The sequence below is a fragment of the Paenibacillus castaneae genome, from assembly GCF_002884445.1.
Taxonomy (GTDB): Bacteria; Bacillota; Bacilli; order Paenibacillales; family Paenibacillaceae; genus Pristimantibacillus; species Pristimantibacillus castaneae.
In genome coordinates this window covers 1,253,105-1,277,990 of sequence record NZ_KZ614144.1, presented here as the reverse complement: position 1 = coordinate 1,277,990, position 24,886 = coordinate 1,253,105, and the positions used below count along the sequence as shown (strand labels likewise).

Below are 24,886 nucleotides of genomic sequence, written 5' to 3'. Positions count from 1 at the left end.
TCTTTAGTTGTATCTGCGGATCCAATCGGTCGGCACCTCAATCTCGCGGATGACCTTGGCCGGCGTTCCTCCAGCCAGTACATTCGCGGGAATATCCCGCGTCACGACGCTTCCGGAGGCAATTACAGTATTTCTGCCGATTGTTACGCCTGGAAGTATAACGACGCCTCTGCCAATCCAGACATTATCCGCAATTTCTATCGCTTTGCTTGACGACTTATCCTGAATATCTACAGGGTGGAAATTGGTATCAATCATATTTACCATTGGGCCAATGATCGTATTGCTGCCAATACGAATGGACATCGTACAGCCGATATCTAAGCCGTAATTAAAAAACACATTGTCTCCAACCCACAGCTTGGCTCCTTTATTGACGGAAATAGAAGACGGAAATGGTTTCGCGTGAAAGGAAATGTTCCGTCCCACCACAAACTCGCCTTTGTTCTTCACGGTCAGCTTCCCGGAAATCCGGCCAAACCGGCCGGCCGAGCTTGTCTTGATCGGCAAAACAACCGCGCCTTTCAGCACAGCAAGCAGCTTGCCGAAGCTCAATTGATTGTATGAAATACTCATATTATCCCGCCGCTTCCGACTTCAATTTCTGCGCCAACAATAAATGGTAAGTAGATTCTACCTTGCGTGCGATCGTGCTCATATTAAAGTCGCTCATCACGCTTCTGTAGCCTTCATTCGAAAGCTCCTGATGATCAACAGCTTTGTCATACACCAATCTGATGGTTTGATAAAGCTCTTCAACATCTCCGTCCTTCACAATAAAGCCGCCTCTTGTCTGATGAATGATTTCCGGCGCTCCGCCGGAATCTGACACAATAACTGGCGTATGAACGAGCATCGATTCAATAATGACTCTGCCAAACGGTTCGTTTAACGAGAAATTAATCGTAAGGTCGCATTCCTTCATCACTTCAAGCGGTTTTTTGCTATAACCGTAGAAAATAACGTTCTGCTCCAAGCCGTAATCGATAACCTTCTGGATCATTTCGTTGAAATAGCCTTGCGAGCCGTCAACCGATGCGTCTCCTACAATTAAGAGCTTCCAATTGTATTTATGGTTATCAGCTAGTTTCTTGACGGCCTCGATTACGAGATGGTATCTTTTCCACTCTACAATTCTTCCAAACGTCCCGATAACAAGCGTGTCATCCTCCATAAAGCTTCGGCTCTTCAGAGTCAAAGACAATTCCGGATCAACGCCGTTATAAATAATTGTCTTATTGCTGCCCTGGATCGAATTCGCTACAAAGTGCGAGATACAAATGACTTGATCGAAAAACTTTGGAAGCACTTGATTGAACATCCGCAAATGCGTGTAATCCCGGTGGTGCCAGACCAGCTTGCATGAAGTTAGAAACTTTAGCGGAGCCGTGTACCAAGGTGCTCTCCAGCCATTGGCATGGATAATATCGATCTGATTTCTTTTCACGAAAGCCTTCATCCGAAATATGGTTTGCAAATAGCCCATACCGAATTTTTTCTTAATGCTATGAAGACTCAGCGGAAAATGACGGTATTCGGTTCTGATTTCATCCAAATATTCCGCATGGCCGGGACTGAGCAAAAATATTCGATATTTGGATGTATCCAAGTAATTGATTAAATGAATAAGACTTTGCTCCGCGCCGCCTTTCTTATCCGCATGTGTGACAAACATGACATTAATTTTGACCTTATCCATTCACAGCACCTGCTTCACTTTATAACTAGCGTTCAACGAATGAATGAATCCATTCAGTACTTCTTTATGGTTGTAATGCTTGCGCAGGAAGCTTTGCGACGCATCCAGCAGCTTTTTGGCCTTATCCGGGTTGTCGAACAGCTCTTTGATTTTGGCGTAAAACTGCTCCGGCTTGTCTGCAATCATAATGTGCTCATTATCCACTAAGCCAGTACCCTCATAGCCGATTGAAGTCGAGATGACGGGCAGTCCATTCTGAATCGCTTCAATCGTCTTCAGCTTAACGCCGGCACCGTTTTGCATCGGATTAACGAATAAATAACCGCTATTGTATATGTCATCCAAGCTTTTCGGAGTATCATGTACGACCACGCGGGTCAAATTATAAGGCTCCAGCCAGCTAAGACTTTGCTTTCTGCTGTTGCCTGCGATGATGAATTGGTAATCCTGCTCCTTCAGCATCAACGGATGAATATGCTCCAAATACCACTGGATCGCTTCTCGGTTATTCGGCATAAACAGTGATCCGATAAACACGACCTTCTTACTTTTGAAAGCATTCATTCTGAACCTTTCATTCGTAACCGGAGGCGGCAGGAAAAGGCTTTTGACAGAAGGATTAAGCTTATGGAAGCTGTCAAACTCCTTGCTGGAAATAAACAAATATTTGTCGACCTTCTCCAGCATCTTCTTCTGCAATACAGTGAACTTGCTGCTCTCCATGTGATAGTACATTTTGTGGATTATATTTTTGGTGCTTCTGGCAAGCGCTTTGAAGTATACCGCCTCATCGTTATGAACCCGCAAAATAACCGTTTCATGCTTGATTTTCGGATTAGAGAGGATGGGATACACATAATCGCCCTCCAGCAGCACGTAATCATAATCCCCTTCCAGCTCAACGTTCCGCAGCTCGCTTCGGGACTGCACCTGCATCGGGATGGCATGAAGCAGATCCGCCAGCTTGCTTCTACGGCTGCAAAGCCTAATATCTTCTACATAGACGTACGCGGCTTCCATATCTTCATTAGAAGGCATTTGCTTGCCGCAAACGACGAGATGGATCTTCCAGCCCAGCTCAGCCAGAACTTTAATTCTTCCCCATGTATCGACCCTTCCGCCATGGTCGGCTGGAAAAGGAAAATCACTGCAAACAACTAGTATTTTCATTTGGCCACCCTCGACGTATTGGATTGATTGAAATCGTTATTGCCTAGAAATAAGCTAATAAAGGCGAATAACAGCCACACTTCATATTTAATTTCAAGCGTAACTAAGAGCAGAGAGAAAAGAATGAACATAAGGGCTAGAAATATGATTGAGTTCGATTTAGCCTTTATAATCAGATTTTTGGCCATCATGTAGAAGAACACGAAGGAGAATATCCCCCCGAACATCACCCACTGGAAAAATCCTGATTTGACACCCAAGTTTTTAGCCGAGCCTGAATATTGCATCAGTTCTCCCGTATTAATCTCGCTTACGCCAAAAGCGTTGTAATAGAAATGAGTCATCATGCTGATCGAATCATCCATGTATTGGTTGAAATAAACCAAATATGCGCCAGTTCCAACGCCGAACGGATGATGAAAAATGGTGAGCAGCGCAATGATGATCGTTCCCATTCTCGTGTAGGACGAGGTATAGTTCTGAATATCATTATTGAATGACTTAATCAGCCCGCCCGAGAAATAAACAATAAACATATACATCGCCAGCACAACTGCAATGAGCAGTACAAAATTTCTCTTTTTCCTGAAATCCATAAATTTGATCATCGTTACGACAAGCGTCAGCATGCTAATAATTAAGAAGCCTTTCGAGCCTGTATTAAACAAATAAAATAGAAAAAAGATAGATATATACCCAATTGACAGCTGCTTAGCAAATGCACTCAAATATTGGGTCAAATAAATGAGAATGGCTGAATAGACGACGATGATAGAGCCCGTTGTACTGCTCTCCGACGTCAGCAGCCTTACTCTCCAATAGGGGTGGCTCCCTGAGTGCAGGTATGTGAATGCGTTCGGCATGCTCATAAGCTCCAAAATCATAATGACTGCAAGCAGCGTCACTGCTGCGAGAAAACAGCCATAAAGCATTTTAAAGCTTTTAATTTTGGAAAAGACGAGCTGCATATGTCTGATATAGAGCAAAATTAAACCAAAATAAATTAATACCTTAACCGCTTTTCCTAGCAGATTCTCCGATCCATAGCTGTAGCTGCCCTGCAAAAACTGAACCAGAATATAAGCGATACTGACAAAGCTCAAATAAAGAATGAAAGCAAATAAATACGTTTGAAGCTTTGATCCGTACATCACTCTCTTATGCTTCGCAAGCATCGTAATTTCGCAGAATACAAACAGCGGGAGCAGCACAATAATAGGCGTTCTACCGATTTCACCGATCTTATTAACCAAAGGAAAGTCTTGATAGACGGTGAGCATCAATAGAATGACCAGATAAACGGCCAAAAAGAATTGACCTTTGCTTTGAAGCTTAGCTAGTTTTTCAGTTGCCGTAAGGTTGGTTTGCAAGCCACTGTTCATCTTCTCTCCATCCTTGTAAATCTAGACATATTTATTGACGGTTACCGAATAGCTGCCACGCGAAGTTTTTAAGGCATCCTCGTATAAACGGTCAATTTGCTTGTTCATTTTATCCGAATGGAATTTGTCATAAAAAATAGTCTCACCGGTGCTGCCCATCGCTTCCAACGTGTTTTTATCGAGTGAATGAATAATGTCAGCCAGCTCTTTCTTTTGATCAAAATCAAAAATATAGCCGTTGACGCCATGCTCGATAATTTCCGGAAGCGCTCCCCGGTTGCTGGCGATAACAGGCTTCTTGTTTCTCAGCGCCTCGATCGCAACAATGCCGAAGCCCTCCCAGCGCGAGGGAACGATGACCGCATCACATGCTTTCATATAACGGTCAATTTCCGAATTGTTCACCCAGCCGATCTTGACGGCATTCGCAGGAAACTCATAATTGATTTCCTCCAATACGGTATCTCCAACCAGGTACAGCACCACATTCGTAAATTTTTGCTCGTTAAACAGCTCCAGCAGCAGATCAAATCCCTTTTGCCGATCAAAGCGGCCCACGTAAAGTAAATTAATTTTGTTTTCATCTACTGTGAACGGGAGCAGATTCGCCGACGGAGCATCCGAAACACCGTTGTAGACCACAACCGATTTCTTGGCAGGCAAGCCGTAATTGATGCTCATTTCGTATTCATGCTTGGATATGTTGATAATGAAATCAGTCCGAAGCGCGAGGACCTTCTCCACAAAGGCGAACAACTGTTTTTTCCAAGGCTTCGTGTCCATTAGAAAGGCCCAGCCATGTGCGCAATAGACTACCGCAGGACGCTGCCTTTTGGTAAATAGCAACGTCCGCAAGAAAAAACCTGCGAACGTGCCATGAACATGCACGATATCCGGCTTGATTTCATCAACCTTCTTCCCGATGGCTCTCATCGCCTGAAAGAAATATTTCGGCTTCCTCTTGTATGGATACAAGTGCAGCCGTTCAGGGCTGATTTGCAGTGAATCCCGATTGGAATTTTGCTCGGAAGCCATCAGATAAATATCATGGTTGTCCGCTTGATATCTCAGCACTTCATTAAGGTGTGTTTCAATGCCTCCCTTTGTAAACTCCGATATATGAAGGACTCTTGCCATGTTCACACCTCCTGAAGTTTTGTGAAGTAAAAAATGGTTCGATTAGAATGCATCCTTGGAGCCTGCAATTGCTTTGAATGTTCGCAATATGATTTTTATATCAAACCAAATGCATCTCTTCTCAATGTAGGTGATGTCAAGCTCAACCATTTCTTTAAAAGACAAATGGTTTCTTCCGCTCACCTGCCATAGTCCTGTGCAGCCCGGCGTTACAGATAAGCGCTTCTTGTCATACTCTGTATATTCAGCAACCTCTCTCGTTAGAGGCGGCCTTGGACCAACTAAGGACATTTCTCCTCTCAGCACATTAAGCAATTGCGGAAGCTCGTCGATACTCGTTTTCCGAATGAATTTTCCAACCTTCGTAACCCGCGGATCATCCTTCATCTTAAACATAGCTCCGCTGATTTCATTCTTATCGAGCAAATCCTTCAGCTTGTCCTCCGCTCCTGTTAGCATGGAGCGCAGCTTGAACATCCGAAACGGTTTTTCGTCCTTGCCGATTCTTGTTTGATAGAAGAATACAGAACCCTTCGGGTCCTCCCATTTAATTAGAATCGCGATGATGGCTAGCAGCGGGCTTAATAGAACTAAGCCCGCTAATGAACCAACGATATCGATCGTACGTTTAACGACGGAGTAAACGGTAAGACTGCGGCTGTTAGCTTGTTGAGCTAAGCCATGAGAATAGTTCAGTACCGCTTCATCCCCATACTCAGTCTGCCTCATACTTTCTCACCTCTGCCTACAAGTATTTGCTTGCGCAGCTCACGCTCCATTAATTCTTCGATTCCCGTCATTAGCGGGTGTCTAAGCTCCTTATTCCGAAGCGCAAAATCGATAGTCGTCATAATAAAGCCAAGCTTCTCGCCCACATCATAGCGAATGCCTTGGAAGTCGAATGCATAGACCCCTTGGTCCATATTCAGCTTCTGGATCGCATCGGTCAGCTGAATTTCACCGCCTGCTCCAAGCTCATGCTGACCTAAATAATCGAATATATCCGGTGTCAGAACGTAGCGTCCCATAATCGCCAAATTCGAAGGAGCTTGTCCTTGCGGCGGCTTCTCAACGAACCGATTAACCTCGTAAAGATTATCCACGCGCTCGCCCGGGTCCACGATACCGTAGCGGTGCGTTTGGTCAACGCCAACCATCTGTACGCCGATTACGGAACGTCCTGTCCGCTCATACTGCTCGATTAATTGCTTGGTGCATGGTACATCAGCTTCTACGATGTCATCCCCAAGCAGAACTGCGAATGGCTCATTCCCAATGAAATTACGGGCGCACCACACAGCATGTCCAAGTCCCTTCGGTTCTTTTTGCCTTATGTAATGAAGATTCACGTTCGATGATTTTCGTACTTTTTCTAATATCTCGAATTTCCCTTTTGCCTCTAGCGTATGTTCGAGCTCGAATGCAATATCGAAGTGATCCTCGATAGCCCGCTTGCCTTTGCCTGTAACAACAATGATGTCCTCAACGCCTGATTCAATTGCTTCCTCCACGATGTACTGAATGGTTGGCTTATCCAAGATAGGAAGCATTTCTTTCGGCATTGCTTTTGTTGCCGGTAAGAAACGGGTACCTAGTCCTGCGGCGGGAATAATGGCTTTAGTCACTTTTTTTATCATTTGATCTCACCCTATCCTATTCATTAAATGATTTGTATTTGTAAGAATGATAGCTATGATCGTACCGTGACAGGGCATCTAACCCCACCTCACATCACGCCCTCGACGATGAACGTCTAAGGTCAGCTGACCCACAGCATGATCGAGTGCCTCCGGTGATAGAGGTGCAGGAGACATTACCTATTTTTAAATCTCTCTCACTGCTATAAACAAACATATCTAAGCTTCGCTACGTTCTCCGTAGTAGTAAGAATAGGTTTCCGAATTATTTCGATTAATTTTATTTAGAACAACACCAATCAGCCTTGCTTTCACATGCTCTAGTAAAGCCTTTGATTTAAGAAGGACCTCCTTCTTCACCTTTCCCGAATTGACCACGAGAACGACGCCATCGCTTTGTGTTGCTACAATTTGCGCGTCCGTGACGGACAGAATAGGCGGCGTGTCGATGATTATGACATCGTACATTTCCCTGACAGATACGAGCAGATCAGCCATCTGATCGGATGAGAGCAGCTCGGACGGATTGGGCGGTATAGGACCGGAATGAATGATTGAAAGGTTCTCTGTATTCGTATGTTGAATCACTTTCAGCAGCTCATCCTTGTTGAATAATGCCGTCGTAAGGCCAAAGCGATTCGACTTGCCAAATATTAAATGCTGCGATGGCTTCCGCAAATCAGCATCGATTAGCAGCACTCGTTTGTTTGCCTGCGCAAATGCGACGGCCATATTAGCGCATGTAGTGCTCTTGCCTTCACTCGGCTTAGAAGAAGTAACCATAATGACCTGCAGCTTCTGATTGATCGTTGAGAACTCGATGTTCGTCCGCAGCATGCGATAACCTTCGGAGATCGGTGACTTCGGATTAATTTCCGTTATAAGATTCCATTTAGGCATCAAGCGAGACATTGCTTTTCCCCCCCAGCGTTGTCGATTTCGGAGCTAAATTCCTCACATTCTTGCTATCACTCTCATCAAATATTGGAATCGCAGTCAGTACTGGAACATCAAGCAGCGACACGACATCGTCCTCGGTCTTAATGGTGTCATCCAAGTAGTCCAGCAGGAATGCGATCCCTACACCGAGCATCAACGAAAGCATGAAAGCTACAGCAATATTCATATTTGCGTTCGGAGCGATCGGATTATGCTTTTCCTTCGGGTCGGCTTGGTCCAATACCGATACATTGTCTACCTTCATCAGCTCGGGAACCGACTTCTGAAAAACGACTGCTACCGCGTTTGCAATATTTGCTGCCTTCTCATAGGAATCATCCCTTACGGAGATGGACATTACCTGCGTTTCATTAACCGAGCTCACACTAACCTTGCCGATAAGTTCTCCAAACGATACGCCAAGCTCTGGATACTCTTTCACGACTTTCTTCATCATTCGCGGTGTTCTGAGAATCTCTTTATAGGTTTTAATTAGACCAATTGTGGAGTTTATGGAGCCTACGTCTATACTTGAGATCAGTGAGCTGCTCTCTTTGTATTGGTTGACAATTAATTTCGCGGATGCTTCATATTTCGGTTCGATGAAGTAGTTGGAGTAAATACCGATAGTCAGACAGCTTACCGCAATAATCAAAGTAATCATTAGCAACCTTCTTTTGACGATGATCCAATATTGTTTCAATTCCAAATTATTTCCTCCGTTACTGGTTAAGTATGGCTAGCGAGTTAAACGGCCAAAACGACTCCATACGAATATGTTCTACTAATAGTTATTCGTAACGCGAACATTTAGACAGGATTTGTCCCATCATTATTTAAGTAAGTACAAATTCGCAAATACATTATGTTCGTTTTCCTGCATTCATCAAACCATCAATCGTTCCGCCATTTATCATATGATCGACCATTGTTTCCGAGCCGAAATCAAATCCGAGCTTTCTTAACAGCAGCGACAGCAGCTTTGACATGTCGATCGGCTCGTTCCGAGGAATATAACCCGTAAATAGAAGCAGATCGGATATGGCTCTCGGTTTCTCCAGCTCAGCTCCGCTGTTCAGAGATAAGTCTTCGGATAAAATATTCAAAAACTTTTTGAGCTCAACTTGCTTTTGTTCGTGACTCGTCATAGTCATATTCGAAATCCTCCCATTCTCAAATATTTCGTTCATTTCCGTTTATTAAATGAAATGCACGTCATTTTTTTGATTAAGAGGGTTTTATATTTTCCCTCAACAGGTACCAGGCTATCATTGTGGCCTGCCTCCTCTTTGCACTTAAGTATGACACATAAGCCCATAATTCATGAGGGAATAAAGACATAGTGCCGATTAGACAATCATACTCATTTTATTCCTTAAAGAATTCTAATTTATCGGGATTAGACAATAATAATTAACTTATTAAGGCTATTTATTTGATAATTTTGACACTATAGAACGCTTCATGTCATCTCCTGTTGAATATCATTCATACTCACTTATACCTATATCAAAATATGCTTTTTTCCTTGTTAAATAAAGGATTCAAGCTATGTATATCTAACATGAAGCTGCTTTTTTTATAAAATAATTTATTGTTTTTATGAACAAAGGAGGGACTATTGTCTAGCATCCCGAAAAAATAGGCCATAACACACGATTCGACAATTTTCGCGATGCTTTTCATTAGAAATTTTTCATCTATGTAAGCGTTTTATTTTGCAGAAAAATAAAAATAACGGCTTTTTTCTCCAGAAATAGTAGTATTCCTTCTCCTTAAAAAACCATTTTATCGTCCGTTTACAGGGGGGGTCCTGCTTCATTTCCTCATTCAAAGAAATCGGATCGGGATTATTTTACCATTCATCAAGTTTGTGATAACGCTGTAGAATCACTTATTTTATGCCCCAATAACGCTCATTTCTATTACGTTTTTACTATTTCTAATCGTGCTGCTCTCGTTCAAGTAAGCTCATTTTCCCTTCCCTTGTTTAAGCATAAGAAAAAGGCAGTCAGCACCTGATCTCACAGGTCTGAACTGCCTTTCATTTCTCACTACTTATTAGGCCATTGAAACGATTGAATCGTCTTTTTGTTTGCGATGAGCAAATACGAAATACGTTAATGTCAATGCACTAAAGATGAAGAAGAAGATTAATAAAATGCCTGCATTATTCCAAAGTGCACTGAAATCTCCGCTGGAAATGATGGCCTTGAAGCCGGATACCGTATAGGTCATCGGCAGCCATGCATTAATTCCCTGCATCCAATTCGGGATGAGCTCCAGAGGGAAAGTACCTGCAGACGTTGTTAATTGGAAAATTAACACTAGAATTGCAAGGAATCGACCCGGCTGATCAAATACTGTCACGAGGAATTGTATCAAGCTCATAAAGGTAAGGCTAACTATGAACGAGAATAGGCAGAATAATGCCACATTCTGTACTTCGAGCCCTAGTCCAAACAACAGAACCCCATCTACAATAAGTGATTGCAGCAGACCGATGGAGAGCATAACGAGCAGTTTGCTTACAAACCAGCTCCAGCCGTTAGAAGGCCGAATAGCTGGCTCCTTAACAGCAAATACGATTGTTAGAAGAAGTGCGCCCACGAACAATCCTAACGAAATGAAATAGGGTGCAAACCCAGTACCGTAGTTTGGCACGCTCTCTTTCACTACTGTCTCCGTATCAATAGGAGCCGCGAACATATCAATCATATCATCGCTGCCGTGAATGGCAGATGTCGCTTTGGCCGCTTCGCCAAGTTTAGACGAAAGCTCTTCCGTGCCGTCCGTTAATTGGACTAATCCGTCAGTCAATTGAACCGCACCGTCCGTAAGTTTTCCGGAACCGTCAATAACCGTGTTAATGCCTGTTGATAAGCTGCCTAATCCGCTATGCAGCTTCTGCGAACCGGCAAGCAATGATGCCGATCCCGTTACTAATTGTTTTCCTCCAGCTGTTGCTTCGCCCAGCTTCGTACCGAATGCATCCAAGCCTGCAGAGAGCTGGTTCAATCCTCCGCCCAAGGAGCTGGCTCCAGCCGATAGCTGCTGCTGTGCTTGCGAAACGGCAGTCGCGCCAGCAGCAAGCGATTTGCTTGATTCAATTAATTTTTGAAAGGTAGGATCTTCCGCGAGAGCAGGCATTGCCGCTGCATATTGTTCCAGCGCTTGCGCGAGCTGAGCCGAACCCGCCTCCAGCTGACCAGCACCTTCAGTTGATTTCTGAAGTCCGGCTTGCAGTTGCTGAGTTCCTTTAACGGCGGATACAGCACCCTGCGATAATTGTGTATTAGCAGTCTGAAGCTTACCCATCCCGTCAGTCATGGAATCAAGACCGGTTTTCAGCTTGCCGGCGCCTTTCTCTAATTCCGAGCTGCCGTTCACTAGCTGCTTCACACCGTCTTGCATCGTAACGGAGCCTTCCGTCAGCTTAGCCAAATTTTCAGTAATTTGCTTCGCTCCGTCTTTCGCAGTGAGTGTACCGCCAGCAATTTGAGCCGCCCCGTCACTTGCTGTTGCGAGACCTTCGGATAGCTCGGTAACTTGATCAAATACGGTTCGAGCATATTCTTTGGTTACTTCTTTGTTCAATTGCGCTTTCATCTTATCAACAGCAGTACTGCCTATTTGTGATGATAAGAAGTTCAAGCTCTCATTCGGCAAAAAACGGATAATGGCCGGTGAAGGCTTATCTGATGTTAATGTCGTTGTTTGTTCTGAGAAATTGTCTGGGATTTCAATGGCTAAATAGTAGGTATTGTTCTTCAATCCCTCTTCTGCCGTCTCTTTGTCTACGAAGCTCCACTTGAACACCTTGTTTTCTTTAAGCTTATTTGTAAAGTCTTCACCGATAGCTAACGTTTTTCCGTTAAAATCAGCTCCTGCGTCCGAATTGACGACAGCTACAGGAAGCTCCTCCATTTTGGCATAGGGGTCCCAGAATGCATTCAAGAATAATCCGCTATACAGGACAGGAACCATAAGAATAGCAAGAACCGGAATTAACACTTTTTTGTTGCGAACGATGGCAGCCAGCTCACTGCCGAATTGACGAATACCTTTCAAAGTATGCTCCACTCCTTTTTTTATAAAACAAATACTTCATAAAATGAATCAAAATAATAATCCAAATGAACATTTTGGTCATTTGGTCATTTTGTGCCAAAAAAAAACGTCATTAGACGATCAAGGACGAAATGAGCTTCCTTAAGGAAGCTCTTTTAAGCCGAATTTAAACAGACCTGTGAAATATCTGCTTATCTGTTCCTTCGATAACGGTTCACGTGTTCGATTCCATTCTACTGCAAGTGCAAGATAGGTACGCAATATAAGATAGGCGGTCAATTCTGGATCGTCACTCTTGATCTCGCCTTGCTCGATGCCGTGTCTGACCTCTTGTTCAATAAAGCCGACTACAGCTCGTTCAATAAGAATTAATCCTTCTTGAACCATCGGTGTTCCAATATCACGCAGCTCTTGGTTCAGCTTCATAAACAGCTCATGCTGCTCTCTGAACTGCAATATGCCATGCAATACATTGTTGAGGTTCTCAAAAAAGGGCTTATCTCGATCAATCACAGCACGAGCTACTTCTCTCATCTCAACGGTCAAGTTTCTAATAATCTCACTGAAGAGATCTTCTTTCGTTGCGAAAAAAGTATAGATCGTTCCTTTACCTACACCCGCAAGTTTCGAGATAAGCTCCATCGTCGTCGCTTTATAACCGAACATTGCGAATGATTTAGCTGCTGCTTCTATAATTTGTTTTTTTCGGTCGAACGGTTTGCGTTCCGTTTCCAGCTTTATCTCCTCCTCTCCGGCTGCTAACTGACCATCGACTGACCAAAAGTACAATTCGGTCAATCGCTCATGAATTCAGTTTAGCACGATAGTTCGAATTTCGCAATATGCTGTTTCTCCATGAGCATTGGACAATTAAGGGATGCTTACTGTCTCCTGACGCGTTTCATTAGGCAGTTTTAACGCAATCGTACCCGAGTCCGTAATGATGGTGCCTGCACCAATTTTTTTGTAGCCCGTTATTACAAGTTCGCCTTGTCCATTTATTTGGCCGCTTTCTTCCCAGCTGCTATCGCCGAAGAAGCCTGTTCCATAATACAGAAGCGCTTTATTCATTTTCGGCATCGAGCCTTTACTGTCCTTTAGTTTATTATCCAATAATGCTTGGATAGATTCGGTTGTTTCATCCGCAATATGAGCCTGCCACGTTACAACAGGGAAATCATTTTTGAATTCATAAAAAGATATGGTTTCATTTCCTTCAATCTTGTAAAAGCGAAGCGCCTCTCCCTCGGGGAATAAATATTTTTGACTATAATCTTCATGCTCATGCAGCGTTGTTAATGGAGTATGCTCATAATGCATCTTCGTATTAGATAAACTCATCGCAAGCTTGCGTGAAGTAATAAGATCGCCATTGTAAAGGACGGCTTGCTGCCCGGCGCTTAATGGCGAATGAATGGAAACGGTATTGTTTTTCCACTCTACATTGTAACCATAGAACTGCGATAGAAACCGTAAAGGGACAAACACACGGTTATTTATATTTTGAATCGACACGTCTAGTGATAGCGCTTCGGAATCATTCATTTTTCCATATACCATTGCTTTATTTTCGCCAACAGTCAATTTGACCTTCTCCGACCATTTGCTTATTGTTGCAGTCTTCGTATTCTGGTCCCATGCTACTGATGCGCCTAGCGCTTCTGAAACAACACGAATTGGAACTAACACCCGCCCCTTATTCAGGATAGGAGCTGCATCTGTTTTAATCGGTTTGTTCTCAACCATAATTTTCACTGAATCAGCTGCATAAGCAGTTGAACCTACCGTTAACATGCTTAGTGCAGCTAATGCGCAAATCCATTTTTTCATGCGTCAACACTCTCCTTTTTATATACTTAAACGAAACGCAGGATGATTTGTTGCCGTATCCCTACATATAAGTACCCTTTATCTGTGATTAGTTAACAAAATCAAAAAGAAGCTGTCCCAAAAGTACAATATACCTGAGGCTCTCCCTCGAGGTTTATGACTTTTAGAACAGCCTTCTTTACAGCATCGTCGTATAAGCTCATATCTTCTATTCTTCTTAGGAATAGAGGAGCTAACTTCTAGCTCTATTTCACTTTACCTTGCTTTGGAATAGCACTCGGTTCTCATATCCATCAAATCATTTTAATTTAATCCGGACCATTTAGAACGTTTCAATATCCTTTACTTTTTGTTTCTTCCACGCCATCTCATAGATGACTGGAACGACGACCAACGTTAATACCGTTGAAGTGAACAATCCGCCAATAACTGTTATAGCCAATCCACCGGATATGAGGTTCGTAGATGAACCCGATAACGCAAGCGGAACTAGGGCTAGAATTGTCGCGCAGGCTGTCATCAAGATCGGTCTAAGACGAATTCTTGATGCCTCTACGATTGCTTCTGTAATCTGCATGCCCGATTTACGGTTATTTTCGACGCGATCTAGCAGAACGACCGCATTCGTTACGACAATACCGACAAGCATCAGCATGCCGATCATGGCACTCATCGACAATGATTGCCCCGTAATGAGCAATGCAGTAAGCGAGCCTACTGGGATGAAGATCAGGGATGACAAGATGATAAACGGTGTTCTCAAACCTCCGAACGTCATGCTCATCACGAGGAATACAAGACCGACAGCTGCAGCCATAGCAATTCCCATACTCGTAAACCCTTCTTTTATCATGGCCAAACCGCCGCCATAGCTTACTTCAACACCGCTAGGCAACGACAAGCTGGCGATATCCTTTTGAACCTGCCTCGTAACTGCTGCCGTTTCGGTTGATTTAATCGTCCCGCTTACTTTAGCATAGGATTTGCCATCGTCATGATTAACTGTAATCAATGCATCCCGAACTGTGATATCCGCTACATCCTTGAGCTTCATCACACCACCCGCAGTCATAATTTGGATATTCTCAAGATCCTTTTTGGATGAAATCTGCTGTTTGTAAGCTAATGAAACAGATCTCTCTTCATGATCCAAATTAAATATGCCAGCATCTACCGGTCTTAATTGCTCATGAACGGTTTGCATAATCTGATACGGGCTAATATTCGCATCTATCCCTTTCTGATTAAGCGTCAACTCCCATTTCGACTTCACTTCATTCATATTGTTCGTGACGTTTTTCAAATCACTGTTCTGATTCATAAGGTCTTCAATTTGTTTAGCAGCTGTCGATAAATCATCTACATTATTGGCGTATAGACTTACATCGATGTTATCGCCGCTTGGAATTCCTTGTTGTTCGCCTTCTTTGACATTAACTATGGCATCAGCCACTTCAGCTGATACGAGGGGACGAAGGTCTGTGTTTAATTTGGTGACCATTTCATCCATATTCGTGCCTTCTATAAATTGTACACTTACTGTTGCTTTATTTTTGCTGGAAGATCCTCCTCTAAGGGGATTTCCAGAAGATCCGCCCAGAGAAGCCTCAAACTTATCGATGCCATTCAAGCCTTGAACATAGCTTTCGACTTTTGCTGTGAGCACATTGGTTTGTTCCATGCTGCTCTTCGCGGGTAATGTCAACACAATGGTGGCTGATGGAACGCTGCCTGCTGAGATGAATTCCAATCCGAGGAGCGGAATTGTACCAAGAGACCCGACTAGCAGCAAGATAGACAGTCCGAGCACGAGTGCTTTTCGTTTCAATGCTCCACGCAGTAACGTTTCGAAGCCGTTCGTCAGCTTATTGTTCTCCTTGTGCGGTTTAACCCGATTGAAAAATTTCGATCCCAGCACAGGAATGAGCATGACGGCTACGAGCAGCGAGGTGACAATGGAGATAACTACCGCAAGAGAAAAGGGCCGGAAGAACTCTCCAATAATGCCGCTGACAAAAGCCAATGGAGCGAAAACGACAATCGTTGCAACAGTTGAGGAGAAAACTGGACTAATGACCTCTTTGGTAGCGCGATAAGCAAGCGCCTTGCCCTTCAATTTGTCGCCGTTTTCTTGCCGCCATCTGTAAATATTTTCGATGACTACAATGCTATCATCCACGATTCGACCAATCGATACGGCTATTCCGCCAAGTGTCATAATATTAAGCGTATACCCCATTTGATCCATCACAGCAATGGTGGCAAATATGGAGATTGGCAAGGAAAGCAGGGATATGACTGTTGCCCGAATGTTCCTCAGAAACAGGAAGATGATAATGACGCAAAATAATGCGCCGAATAGTCCTTCCTTAACTAATGAAGAAATTGATTTTTCAATTTCTTGCCCTTGGTCCATGACAACATGCACATCAAAGTGATTTGTTTCCTGGTAGGAAGCGAGCACCGCTTTAACCTCATTGGCAACTGCAGGCGTATTCGCATCTTGAGTCTTGATCACTTCCACGCTATAACTGGCTTCGCCGTTATAGCGAGTGATCTCTTTTTGCGACGAAATGGTTGTTATCGTTGCGATGTCTGCAAGCTTAGTAGGTTCACTTATCTTGGCAATAGATGGATCTAACTTGCCTCCCTGAGGTGATGCACCGCCAAGGCGCAATTGCTCAAGCTGTGTTATTGAAGTAACTTTCCCGCTTAAACGTATAGGAATGGTTGTATCATTTTGAGTGACAGAACCAAGCGAAAGACCATAATTAAGCGATTGTAATGCACTTTGGATGGCGCTTATTGTAATTCCTTTCTGAGCGGCCTTCTCTTTATCTACAACAACACGTAATTCTTCAGAAACCAAGCCTTTTAGATTTACTGAACTAACACCATCTAAAGACTTCAGCTTGGGAACAATTTCATTCTGTAGCTTATTTGCAAGAGCCTCCGTATCGTTGTCCGTAGAGAACACCGCTGCCTTATAGATCGGAGCTGCTCCAATAGATAACCGCTGAACAGAAATGGTTGCCTTATCGGACAAATGCAGCTTATCCAGCGCTTGCTCAATTTCAACCGTTCTTTTCTCCATATCCGTACCAAAAGGAAATTGGATGGATATGCTGGCACTGCTTTCTGTTGTGCTGCTCGTTAATGTATCGTAATCATTGAAGCTCTTTAGGCTGTTCTCTATAGGATTCGTAATCTCATTCTCCATTTCCTCGGTAGAAGCTCCTTGGTTAATCGCTTGGATAAACACTGCTGGAAACTCCAAATCCGGAAACGTCTGCTGCTTAATCGTTGTGGCAGAGAACCCTCCGTATACTAATATAAAAACAAATAATAGAATGACTGCGAAGCCATTCTTCAAGCTAATTTTGCTCAAAAAACTCATTCATTTCTTTCCCCTCTCCTTTATCTAGTTCTTATTATACTTGTCCAATTTGTACTCACTGTGAACTTTTTGAAATTAGGTTTCGCAAAAGCTTGAAAGGCATTATTATTGCATAAAAAAGCCATGCTATTATAAAATAGCATGACGTAAACTCGATTCCATCTATTTAATGAGGGAAAAAAACAGTAAATGTGCTCCCCTCACCTTGTTGGCTTATCACTTGAATGTCACCTTGATGCAAATCAATAATTCGTTTCACAATGGATAAACCTATGCCATTTCCACTAATAGATCTGTCTCTAGACTGGTCCTCCTTATAGAAGGGTTTAAATATGTTATGGATTTCTGCTTCCCCGATGCCTAGGCCATTGTCCGTTATTGCTATTTCAATGCCCTCGGCATTCTCTTTCCCTGTCACCTGTATTTTTCCGTAATCGTTCGTAAATTTGATGCTATTGCCGATAAGATTGGCCCATACTTGAACGAGCTTGTCTTCATCCGCCCGAACGAAAATCTCCTTTAACTCAATCTCGATTTCAATATGTTTTGAAGACCACTGAGGCTCTAAGGAAATAAGAACGTTGCGGATTTGTTCGTCCAATCGAAAGCTGTGTACATTCAGCTGAAGATGATCGTATTCGAGAGAAGACAATTGCAGAAGATCTTCGCTTAACCGAGATAATCGATTGCTTTCTTCCTCAATAATATTAAGCAGGCGCATACGGCTTGCCTCGTCCATCTTCTTGTTTTTGAGCGCTTGTGTAAATCCTTTAATTGAAGTTAATGGAGACTGGATTTCATGGGAGACATCAGAAACAAATTGACGCCTTATTTTTTCAAGCATACCGAGCTCATGTGCCATCTGATTAAAACTCGTTGTCAGTTGACCAATTTCATCTTTTCGTTTCGTGCTCAAATGAATGCTGAAATTACCCCTAGCCATCTTATGAGTAGCCTTGGTCAGATGTTGAATCGGTCGAACGATATATCGTACTGATAAAATAATAAGAAAACTTCCAAACAGCAATACAATCAATAATTGCGTTCTGAACAGCCCGCCTAGCATTCTCCCAAAGCTTTCGAGATTGAGTGAAATAAACAATGCGTAAGACTCGCCATCGATGGCAAACGGAAGACCGACCCCGAAATGCTTAAAACCTTTTCCTTGATTTCCATGGTAGACACCGCCTGTTAAGACAGACTGAAGCTTCTCATTGCTAATAGGTGCAGTATCCTCAGACTTTGAGCTAGCCTCAGGGATAAATCTGCCGGTATGGTCATATAGACGTATCGAATACAACGCCATCGATGACATCCCTCTAATTAACACATCGCGATTATCCGGTGCTGACTCCTTGTAAGCCTCAATGATCGTTTTTCCACTGGATATAAGATTATTTTGTACAAGCTCGATAAGCCGATCTTTATACAACCGCTCTGTTATGAAAAAACCGATCATCAAGCTGACTAGAACCGACCCAAGAAAATAACAGAGCATCCGAACGTAAAGAGATTTAATCATGGTACACCTCAAGGCGGTATCCTAATCCTCGAAGGGTTACAATTTTGAAATCGTATTCGTAAGCACTGAATCGATCCCTCAAACGTTTAATATGCGTATCGATAGTACGCTCGTCTCCTTCGTATTCATAACCCCAAATCTGCTGAAGCAGCGTGTCGCGCGTATAAACTTTGCCATGGTGAATAGCAAGCATATAGAGCAGCTCAAACTCTTTGAGGGGAATGGTATCAGTGAATCCCGTATCCGTATAACGGATCTGGTAATTGGTCTTATCTAAGACGACTGTTCCTAATTTAACCGTCTGTGAAATGGAAATGCGATATCGTTTCAGCAACGCTTTAACCCGCAGAACCAGCTCGACAGGCTCAAATGGTTTCACCAAATAATCATCGGTGCCCAGCTGAAATCCTTTTATTCGTTCGGCTGGCTCTCCTTTTGCGGTTATCATAAGTATGGGCTTATCTCCTGTCTCACGAAGCTTGCGGCATAATTCCCATCCATCGATACGGGGCATCATAACATCCAAGACGATCAAATCCACGGAATGCTGGCAATAATATTGCCAAGCCTCCTCTCCATTGGACTTCTCAACGACAATCATGCCTTCGTCTTCTAAATATAACTTGATCAATTCCCGAATATGTGCTTCGTCATCTACTACCATAACGGTCGTCAACCCGCTTGCCCCCTTAAAATACACTTTATAATCCGTGGGATTGTTTCTTCTTTTTATTGTATCTGCGCCATATAATTACGCCCATAACAAATAAAATAATCATCATTATAATAAGATAGAAACCTACTCCCTCAGACATAAGCCCTATAGGAATTAATGTCAAAATAAATATATAAATCATATTCCCTAGAATCGTACCATAAAAAAACCATTTCAGTTTCACGGCACTCATTCCGACTGCAATATTAATAATACTGTTAGGCAGCAAAGGGAAAATTCTCATCAAAAAGACAAAATAAAATTCATTATTTTCAATTTGTTTAATCAATTTCCGGGCTATCTTCTTCTTACTAAACACTTGCAAACCATTTCTAACAATAAAAAATGTCACAGCAGCTCCAGCAACACTGCTAAACCAGCTCCATAAATACCCATAGAATGAACCAAAAATAGAGATGTTAATCGTAATTAACAATAAGAGCGGAAAAACAGAAAATGCATTTTGAACAATCATCAACAGAAATGTAATGAGAAGCAGCAACGGAATATTGTCTTGGGCTAATTCCAGCAGCTGCTCAGGATCGAAGTTCAATATCAAAGAAGGTATTTCCATGTACAATAGCAGTATAATGGCAGAGACAATAAGCAGAGCAACAATTATTTTCGTCCGAATTTTTATTAGAGATCACCCTTAGCCAGACGTGATGATAGCACCTGTAGCAAAATAAGCCGAAAAAGACATCGTCAAAAACAGCAATTTCCCTTTCGTTGATCGTAACATAACAATTTGTACTGTATGTGAACAGGGAAAAATGCCTAATGTCTGTTTTACAGCCCAACACAAAAGCCACAGTTGTATGACTTTAGTCATATGACTGTGGCTTTCCTATGATGCCTGCTTCTGCCTGCAAGGAAGTACTCTTTCCATTAAAGGCTTGCTTCATAAAACAAATCTTTCCAACTGCCTTACCGTATTATTAAGTTCATGTTCTTTGCCAACAAAATCCAGCAGTGCATGAATAAGTACCGATTTAGGGTTCTCGTTTGCCAATTCCTCTTGGAGCAATGCAATCGCATCGTTCAGCTCTGTTTTTCGGAACTGAGTTATAGAAAGTTCCTTGACAGTAGATATTAAGTCTTGAAGAAGGCTAGTCTTATAATTTTCCTTAAAAATCGACCTTCCGGCTGTCTCGCAGCACATACCATAATTCATGATCGCATTTTGCAGAATCGGCTCTGTTTTCTTAAAGACGATACATGCGGCCAATTCTTCAATTCGGTCCACAACATAAGCTGCAATGGCTCTGACATCCAGCAGTTTTTTTTCATAAATCAACAAGAACATAAATTCCCTCATGATCCCGTTATACATTACAACTAAATCCCATATGTTGGATTTGGCTTCTTCTCCAAGCAAACGAAGCAAACCTATTCTGCTATGCTCCAATAGGCTTTCTCTTAAGCGAAGGAAGTACGGGGCGAATTCTCCCTTTGAAGCGTCCAGCTTCTTTATATCATGCATAATGAACTTATTGTTAAGGAAAAATTCAAAATGACACTCGGTTTCAAGAATAAATGCTTCTTTCAATGAAAGCGATGGATCTAATCTAATGCTTTCCATTTTAGTAAACAAAGTATCCTGTAGTGATTCGTTAAATGCGATAAACAAATCTTCCTTCGATTGAAAAAATTTATAAAATGAGCCTTTGGAGATTCCGCAATCATCGGCAATATCTTGAATGGAAGTAGCTGAGAAGCCATGTTCTGAGAAATGCCGTATAGCGGATTCCATAATGTTCCGTCTAATAATGCTCAACATTATCCCTCTTTCCAAAAATAATTGTTTGACTTTGAATTGAAATGAAGTAAAATAAAGTTTATTGTTGACCGACGGGTTTTTCATAAAAACTATAAGTCAATGTTAATGCTATTATTACATTTCGTCAAGGAGAGGAACTTCTATATGTCAAAGCAAGCCACGGCTGCGGCAGCAACAGCCCAGCCAGAGTTTTCAATTAAGTCGCTCATTATGCCCCTAATGGCCGTAATCATCGGGATGATTATGGTTATACTGGATAGCACGGTCGTTAATGTCGCAATTCCCAATCTACAGCATTATTTCAATACTTCGCTCAAAGGGATTCAATGGACGATTACAGGTTACACCCTAGCCCTGTCTGCAGTAATTCCCTTGGCAGGCTGGATGACCGATAAGTTCGGTGCTAAACGGATTTTTCTTATTACAATAACCTTATTTACGCTGGGCTCCGTATTATGCGCACTCGCTCAGACGGCCGATCAACTCGTTCTATTCCGGGTTATTCAAGGACTTGGCGGCGGAATGGTCGCACCTATTGGGATGGCTATGATCTTTAAGCTCTCGCCTCCTGATCGCAGAGGTTCCGTAATGGCTATGCTCGGTATTCCTATGCTGCTAGCGCCAGCTGCCGGACCGATTCTGTCAGGTTGGTTAATTGGTGTCGCTTCATGGCATTGGATATTCCTTATTAACCTGCCTATCGGTATTGCCGCATTGTTGGTAGGTTTGAAATATTTGCCTGTTCTTGAGCGCCAGAAAGCCCCTTCACTTGATATTCTGGGAATGATATTAGCGCCAATTGCCTTCTCCATGCTCGCATTCGGTATGAGCGAAGGAGGCACGGATTGGACTTCTACTCGAACGTTAACAGGATTGATTGTCGGAGGCGTTGCGTTAATTCTGTTTATTATCGTAGAGCTTAATCAGAAACAGCCGCTTCTTGAGCTTCGTGTATTCGGCTCATCCGATTTCACAAGAGGTGTTCTCTTAACCTGGGTTTCTCAAATTGCACTCATTGGTTCCATCCTGATGGTTCCATTATTCTTGCAAAATCTTCTGGGCTATACACCGCTTCAAAGCGGATTAACAACACTTCCAATGGCTTTAGGTTCTGTTGTGTTCATGCCAATCGGAGGTAAGCTATTTGATAAGGTGGGAGCTCGTCCGCTTGCCTTTGTTGGATTAATTATTATTACCGTCGCTTTATACTTGTTATCCCATATTGGTCTAGAGAGCTCGAAGATGGCTATTATGCTTCCACTGGCTATGATGGGAGCCGGAATGGGCTTGTCGATGATGGCACTCAATACACATGTATTGAATTCTGCACCACTTCGACTCGTTAGCCGGGTAACGCCGCTTACGACTGCTACCCAGCAAGTCGTAATGTCATTCGCTATCGCTGGATTAACAGGATTCTTAACATCTAGAATTACTCATTATATGACCGAAGCAGGGGCAAACGGTAATCCTATCCAAAGCCAAGCAAATGCATTCGATGACCTCTTCTTCCTTACCTCTTGTATCGCAGCATTTGGGGTTCTAGTCAGCCTCACGCTGCGTAAACCGCGTGTGAAAGAAGATCCAAACGCAGATGCAGCAGGAGAAAAACCAGATCCATCGATGATGATGGGGCATTAAGAGTTATAAATTCATAGACAGTTAGAACAGCAATCGCCCTTTACTTGGCCTACTTGGCCAGGTGAAGGGCGATCTTTTTAATATTATGAACGTTTACTAGCCTTTGACAGAACCGCCTGTCACCTGCATAAAAGATTTATTTGCAAAAGCATATACGATTAGAATCGGCAAAATTGATAAGCAGGCACCCGCCATAATCAGATGGGTTTGCGTGGCTGCAGTCGTACCATATCTTAAATCCGCTAAACCAACCGTCAAGGTTTGTAATTTAGGGTTTGTCATCGTAAAAACAAGTGGCAGGATATATTCATTCCAAGCATTCCGGAAGGCAAATAATGCTGCGACGCCTAAACCCGGCTTTAATAATGGAACAATAATTCGCCAATAAACCGAAAAGAAATTACATCCATCAATGTATGCTGCTTCATCCAAATCCCGAGGAATTCCTTTGAAGAAACCGATTAGAATAAAAAAGGTAGTGGCATGGGCACTGATTAGAATAAAGATAATGCCCCATAACGAGGAATTCAAATGTAATTTCACCATTAGCTCAAATTGCGGTCTGATAACAACCGCACCAATAGATATAAACATCGTCGCTGCTTGAAGACTAACATATAAGCTCTTTCCGAAAAAACTTCTGCGATCCACAGCATAGGCGGCCATCGAAGCCAAAAGCAGTGTCCCAATCGTCGTAAATGTACTAATAAATAAACTATTCCAAGTGAACTTAGCAAAGTCAGCTTGTTTCCAAGCCTCCAAGTAGTTCGAGAAATGCCAAACGCTAGGAAGAATAGTAGCGCCCGCTGTCAGCTCTGCATTTGTTTTGAAAGAGCCAAATAACGTAACGAGCACAGGAAACACCGTAAAAACGGCAATAAGCCCTAGAAATACCCAAAGAATTAATCCGGAAAATATACGGTTCGCTCGCCTGCCAACTTTAGTTATCGGAGCGGTATTCGTTGCTGGTGCTGTGTTCATTACAGCAATCCCCCTAAGCTAAAAAATACGGTTTAATCGTTTGGATAACCAGAAATAACCTAATGTAATGAGTCCGACGATTATGGCAGACATAAAGCCAACAGCGCTACCATAGCCAATTTGTTGAATCATAGTCGAACTAGAAGAAATCGGGAAGAACATTCGATATACATACAGATACATAACCTCTGTTCGTCCGATCGGACCGCCTTCTGTTAATACCATAATACTTTCGTAGCCCTTTAATGATATGGTAATCGCCAGCATAATAATCATTTGCAGCACGGGCCCCAGCATAGGGATAGTAATGTAGAAGAACTTTTGAGAAGCATTCGCTCCGTCTAGCGAAGCGCTCTCATAGACATCATCTGGAATGTTTTGCAGACCAGCGAGGAAGAGAAGCATATAGTTTCCTATTGCACCCCAGATAGCAACAATGATAGAGGTTACCATGGCTAGGTCGGGACCAAGCCAATCAATACTTTTGGAGATGATATGGTATTTCAATAAAAACTGGTTTAATATTCCGTTGTAAGAATTAAAAATGTTAAAAAAGACGATGGAGATTACCGCAGTACTCAGCACCGTTGGCATAAAATAAATCGCTCTTAAAAAATTTTTGCCTTTAAGTCCTTTATTTAAAATTACTGCTAAAATTAATGATAACGGAATCGTGATTATGATTTTCCCCATCGCATAGACCGCGGTATTCACAACCGAGTTCCAGTAGGCTTCATCTCTCATCAAGCTCGCAAAGTTACCAAAGCCGATAAATACTTCTTCTCCATATCCGGGATAATCATAAAACATATATCTAATCGCCCATACAATCGGATAAATACCTAGCACCAAAGTGAATATTAGACTGGGCAAAATAAATGAGTAAGATTCTCCTAATTTGCGTAGACTGGTCATGTTCGATTTCATCTCCTTAAATAACAAGGATAGGGCATACGAGATGCTCCTATCCTTTTTTGGCATGAAC

General features: G+C 42.6%; 21 protein-coding genes. 1 reads left to right on the top strand and 20 read right to left on the bottom strand.

The window, feature by feature from the left end; translation table 11 throughout:
- Positions 1–3 precede the first annotated feature (3 nt).
- The 18 genes from CEF13_RS05365 to CEF13_RS05280 form a co-directional block, all read right to left on the bottom strand.
- Entirely contained in the window at positions 4–576 is a 573-nt protein-coding gene (locus CEF13_RS05365; RefSeq protein WP_102709765.1) for an LbetaH domain-containing protein, read from the bottom strand.
- A gap of 1 nt (position 577) precedes the next feature.
- Positions 578–1,699 (bottom strand): glycosyltransferase, encoded by a 1,122-nt coding sequence (locus CEF13_RS05360; protein WP_102709764.1) that lies wholly within the window; start codon positions 1,697–1,699, stop codon positions 578–580.
- Positions 1,700–2,869, bottom strand: coding sequence for a glycosyltransferase family 4 protein (locus tag CEF13_RS05355; RefSeq protein ID WP_102709763.1), 1,170 nt, complete (start codon positions 2,867–2,869; stop codon positions 1,700–1,702).
- Positions 2,866–4,251, bottom strand: coding sequence for a hypothetical protein (locus CEF13_RS05350; protein WP_102709762.1), 1,386 nt, complete (start codon positions 4,249–4,251; stop codon positions 2,866–2,868). Before CEF13_RS05350 ends, CEF13_RS05355 begins: the two co-directional genes overlap by 4 nt.
- Positions 4,252–4,272: 21 nt before the next feature.
- A complete protein-coding gene (locus tag CEF13_RS05345) occupies positions 4,273–5,388 on the bottom strand; it encodes a glycosyltransferase (protein WP_102709761.1) in 1,116 nt (371 codons plus the stop codon).
- A 42-nt stretch (positions 5,389–5,430) separates the two neighbouring features.
- Complete coding sequence (locus CEF13_RS05340) at positions 5,431–6,117, bottom strand: sugar transferase (protein ID WP_102709760.1); 687 nt, start codon at positions 6,115–6,117, stop codon at positions 5,431–5,433.
- Positions 6,114–7,022: a UTP--glucose-1-phosphate uridylyltransferase GalU gene (gene galU, locus CEF13_RS05335; protein ID WP_102716220.1), complete on the bottom strand. Its 909-nt coding sequence runs from the start codon at positions 7,020–7,022 to the stop codon at positions 6,114–6,116. The genes CEF13_RS05340 and galU overlap by 4 nt, the downstream gene beginning before the upstream one ends.
- Positions 7,023–7,244: 222 nt before the next feature.
- Complete coding sequence (locus tag CEF13_RS05330; RefSeq protein WP_102709759.1) at positions 7,245–7,937, bottom strand: CpsD/CapB family tyrosine-protein kinase; 693 nt, start codon at positions 7,935–7,937, stop codon at positions 7,245–7,247.
- Positions 7,918–8,673: a YveK family protein gene (locus tag CEF13_RS05325; protein ID WP_102709758.1), complete on the bottom strand. Its 756-nt coding sequence runs from the start codon at positions 8,671–8,673 to the stop codon at positions 7,918–7,920. Before CEF13_RS05325 ends, CEF13_RS05330 begins: the two co-directional genes overlap by 20 nt.
- A gap of 154 nt (positions 8,674–8,827) precedes the next feature.
- Positions 8,828–9,118 carry a hypothetical protein gene (locus CEF13_RS05320; protein ID WP_102709757.1) on the bottom strand — a complete coding sequence of 97 codons (291 nt, stop codon included), beginning with the start codon at positions 9,116–9,118 and terminating at the stop codon, positions 8,828–8,830.
- Between the two features lie 907 nt (positions 9,119–10,025).
- Complete coding sequence (locus CEF13_RS05315; RefSeq protein ID WP_243864847.1) at positions 10,026–12,035, bottom strand: YhgE/Pip domain-containing protein; 2,010 nt, start codon at positions 12,033–12,035, stop codon at positions 10,026–10,028.
- 141 nt (positions 12,036–12,176) lie between these two features.
- Positions 12,177–12,770 carry a TetR/AcrR family transcriptional regulator gene (locus CEF13_RS05310; protein ID WP_102716219.1) on the bottom strand — a complete coding sequence of 198 codons (594 nt, stop codon included), beginning with the start codon at positions 12,768–12,770 and terminating at the stop codon, positions 12,177–12,179.
- Between the two features lie 135 nt (positions 12,771–12,905).
- Positions 12,906–13,865 carry a copper amine oxidase N-terminal domain-containing protein gene (locus CEF13_RS05305; protein ID WP_102709756.1) on the bottom strand — a complete coding sequence of 320 codons (960 nt, stop codon included), beginning with the start codon at positions 13,863–13,865 and terminating at the stop codon, positions 12,906–12,908.
- Between the two features lie 322 nt (positions 13,866–14,187).
- Positions 14,188–17,262, bottom strand: a complete 3,075-nt coding sequence (locus tag CEF13_RS05300; protein ID WP_102709755.1) for an efflux RND transporter permease subunit — start codon at positions 17,260–17,262, stop codon at positions 14,188–14,190.
- 166 nt (positions 17,263–17,428) lie between these two features.
- Positions 17,429–18,784: a sensor histidine kinase gene (locus tag CEF13_RS05295; protein ID WP_102709754.1), complete on the bottom strand. Its 1,356-nt coding sequence runs from the start codon at positions 18,782–18,784 to the stop codon at positions 17,429–17,431.
- Positions 18,777–19,460, bottom strand: coding sequence for a response regulator transcription factor (locus tag CEF13_RS05290; RefSeq protein WP_102709753.1), 684 nt, complete (start codon positions 19,458–19,460; stop codon positions 18,777–18,779). The genes CEF13_RS05295 and CEF13_RS05290 overlap by 8 nt, the downstream gene beginning before the upstream one ends.
- Before the next feature lie 25 nt (positions 19,461–19,485).
- Positions 19,486–20,058, bottom strand: coding sequence for a TVP38/TMEM64 family protein (locus CEF13_RS05285; RefSeq protein WP_166742938.1), 573 nt, complete (start codon positions 20,056–20,058; stop codon positions 19,486–19,488).
- Between the two features lie 342 nt (positions 20,059–20,400).
- The gene (locus CEF13_RS05280; RefSeq protein ID WP_166742939.1) at positions 20,401–21,276 is read right to left on the bottom strand and encodes a TetR/AcrR family transcriptional regulator; all 876 of its coding nucleotides are present in this window, start codon (positions 21,274–21,276) and stop codon (positions 20,401–20,403) included.
- A 147-nt stretch (positions 21,277–21,423) separates the two neighbouring features.
- Between CEF13_RS05280 and CEF13_RS05275 the strand changes: the two genes are divergently transcribed.
- Entirely contained in the window at positions 21,424–22,920 is a 1,497-nt protein-coding gene (locus CEF13_RS05275; RefSeq protein ID WP_102709750.1) for a DHA2 family efflux MFS transporter permease subunit, read from the top strand.
- 96 nt (positions 22,921–23,016) lie between these two features.
- Here the strand turns inward: CEF13_RS05275 and CEF13_RS05270 are convergent, their stop codons facing one another.
- Entirely contained in the window at positions 23,017–23,901 is an 885-nt protein-coding gene (locus tag CEF13_RS05270; RefSeq protein ID WP_208414768.1) for a carbohydrate ABC transporter permease, read from the bottom strand.
- A gap of 18 nt (positions 23,902–23,919) precedes the next feature.
- Positions 23,920–24,816 carry a carbohydrate ABC transporter permease gene (locus CEF13_RS05265; protein WP_102709749.1) on the bottom strand — a complete coding sequence of 299 codons (897 nt, stop codon included), beginning with the start codon at positions 24,814–24,816 and terminating at the stop codon, positions 23,920–23,922.
- Between the last annotated feature and the right edge of the window lie 70 nt (positions 24,817–24,886).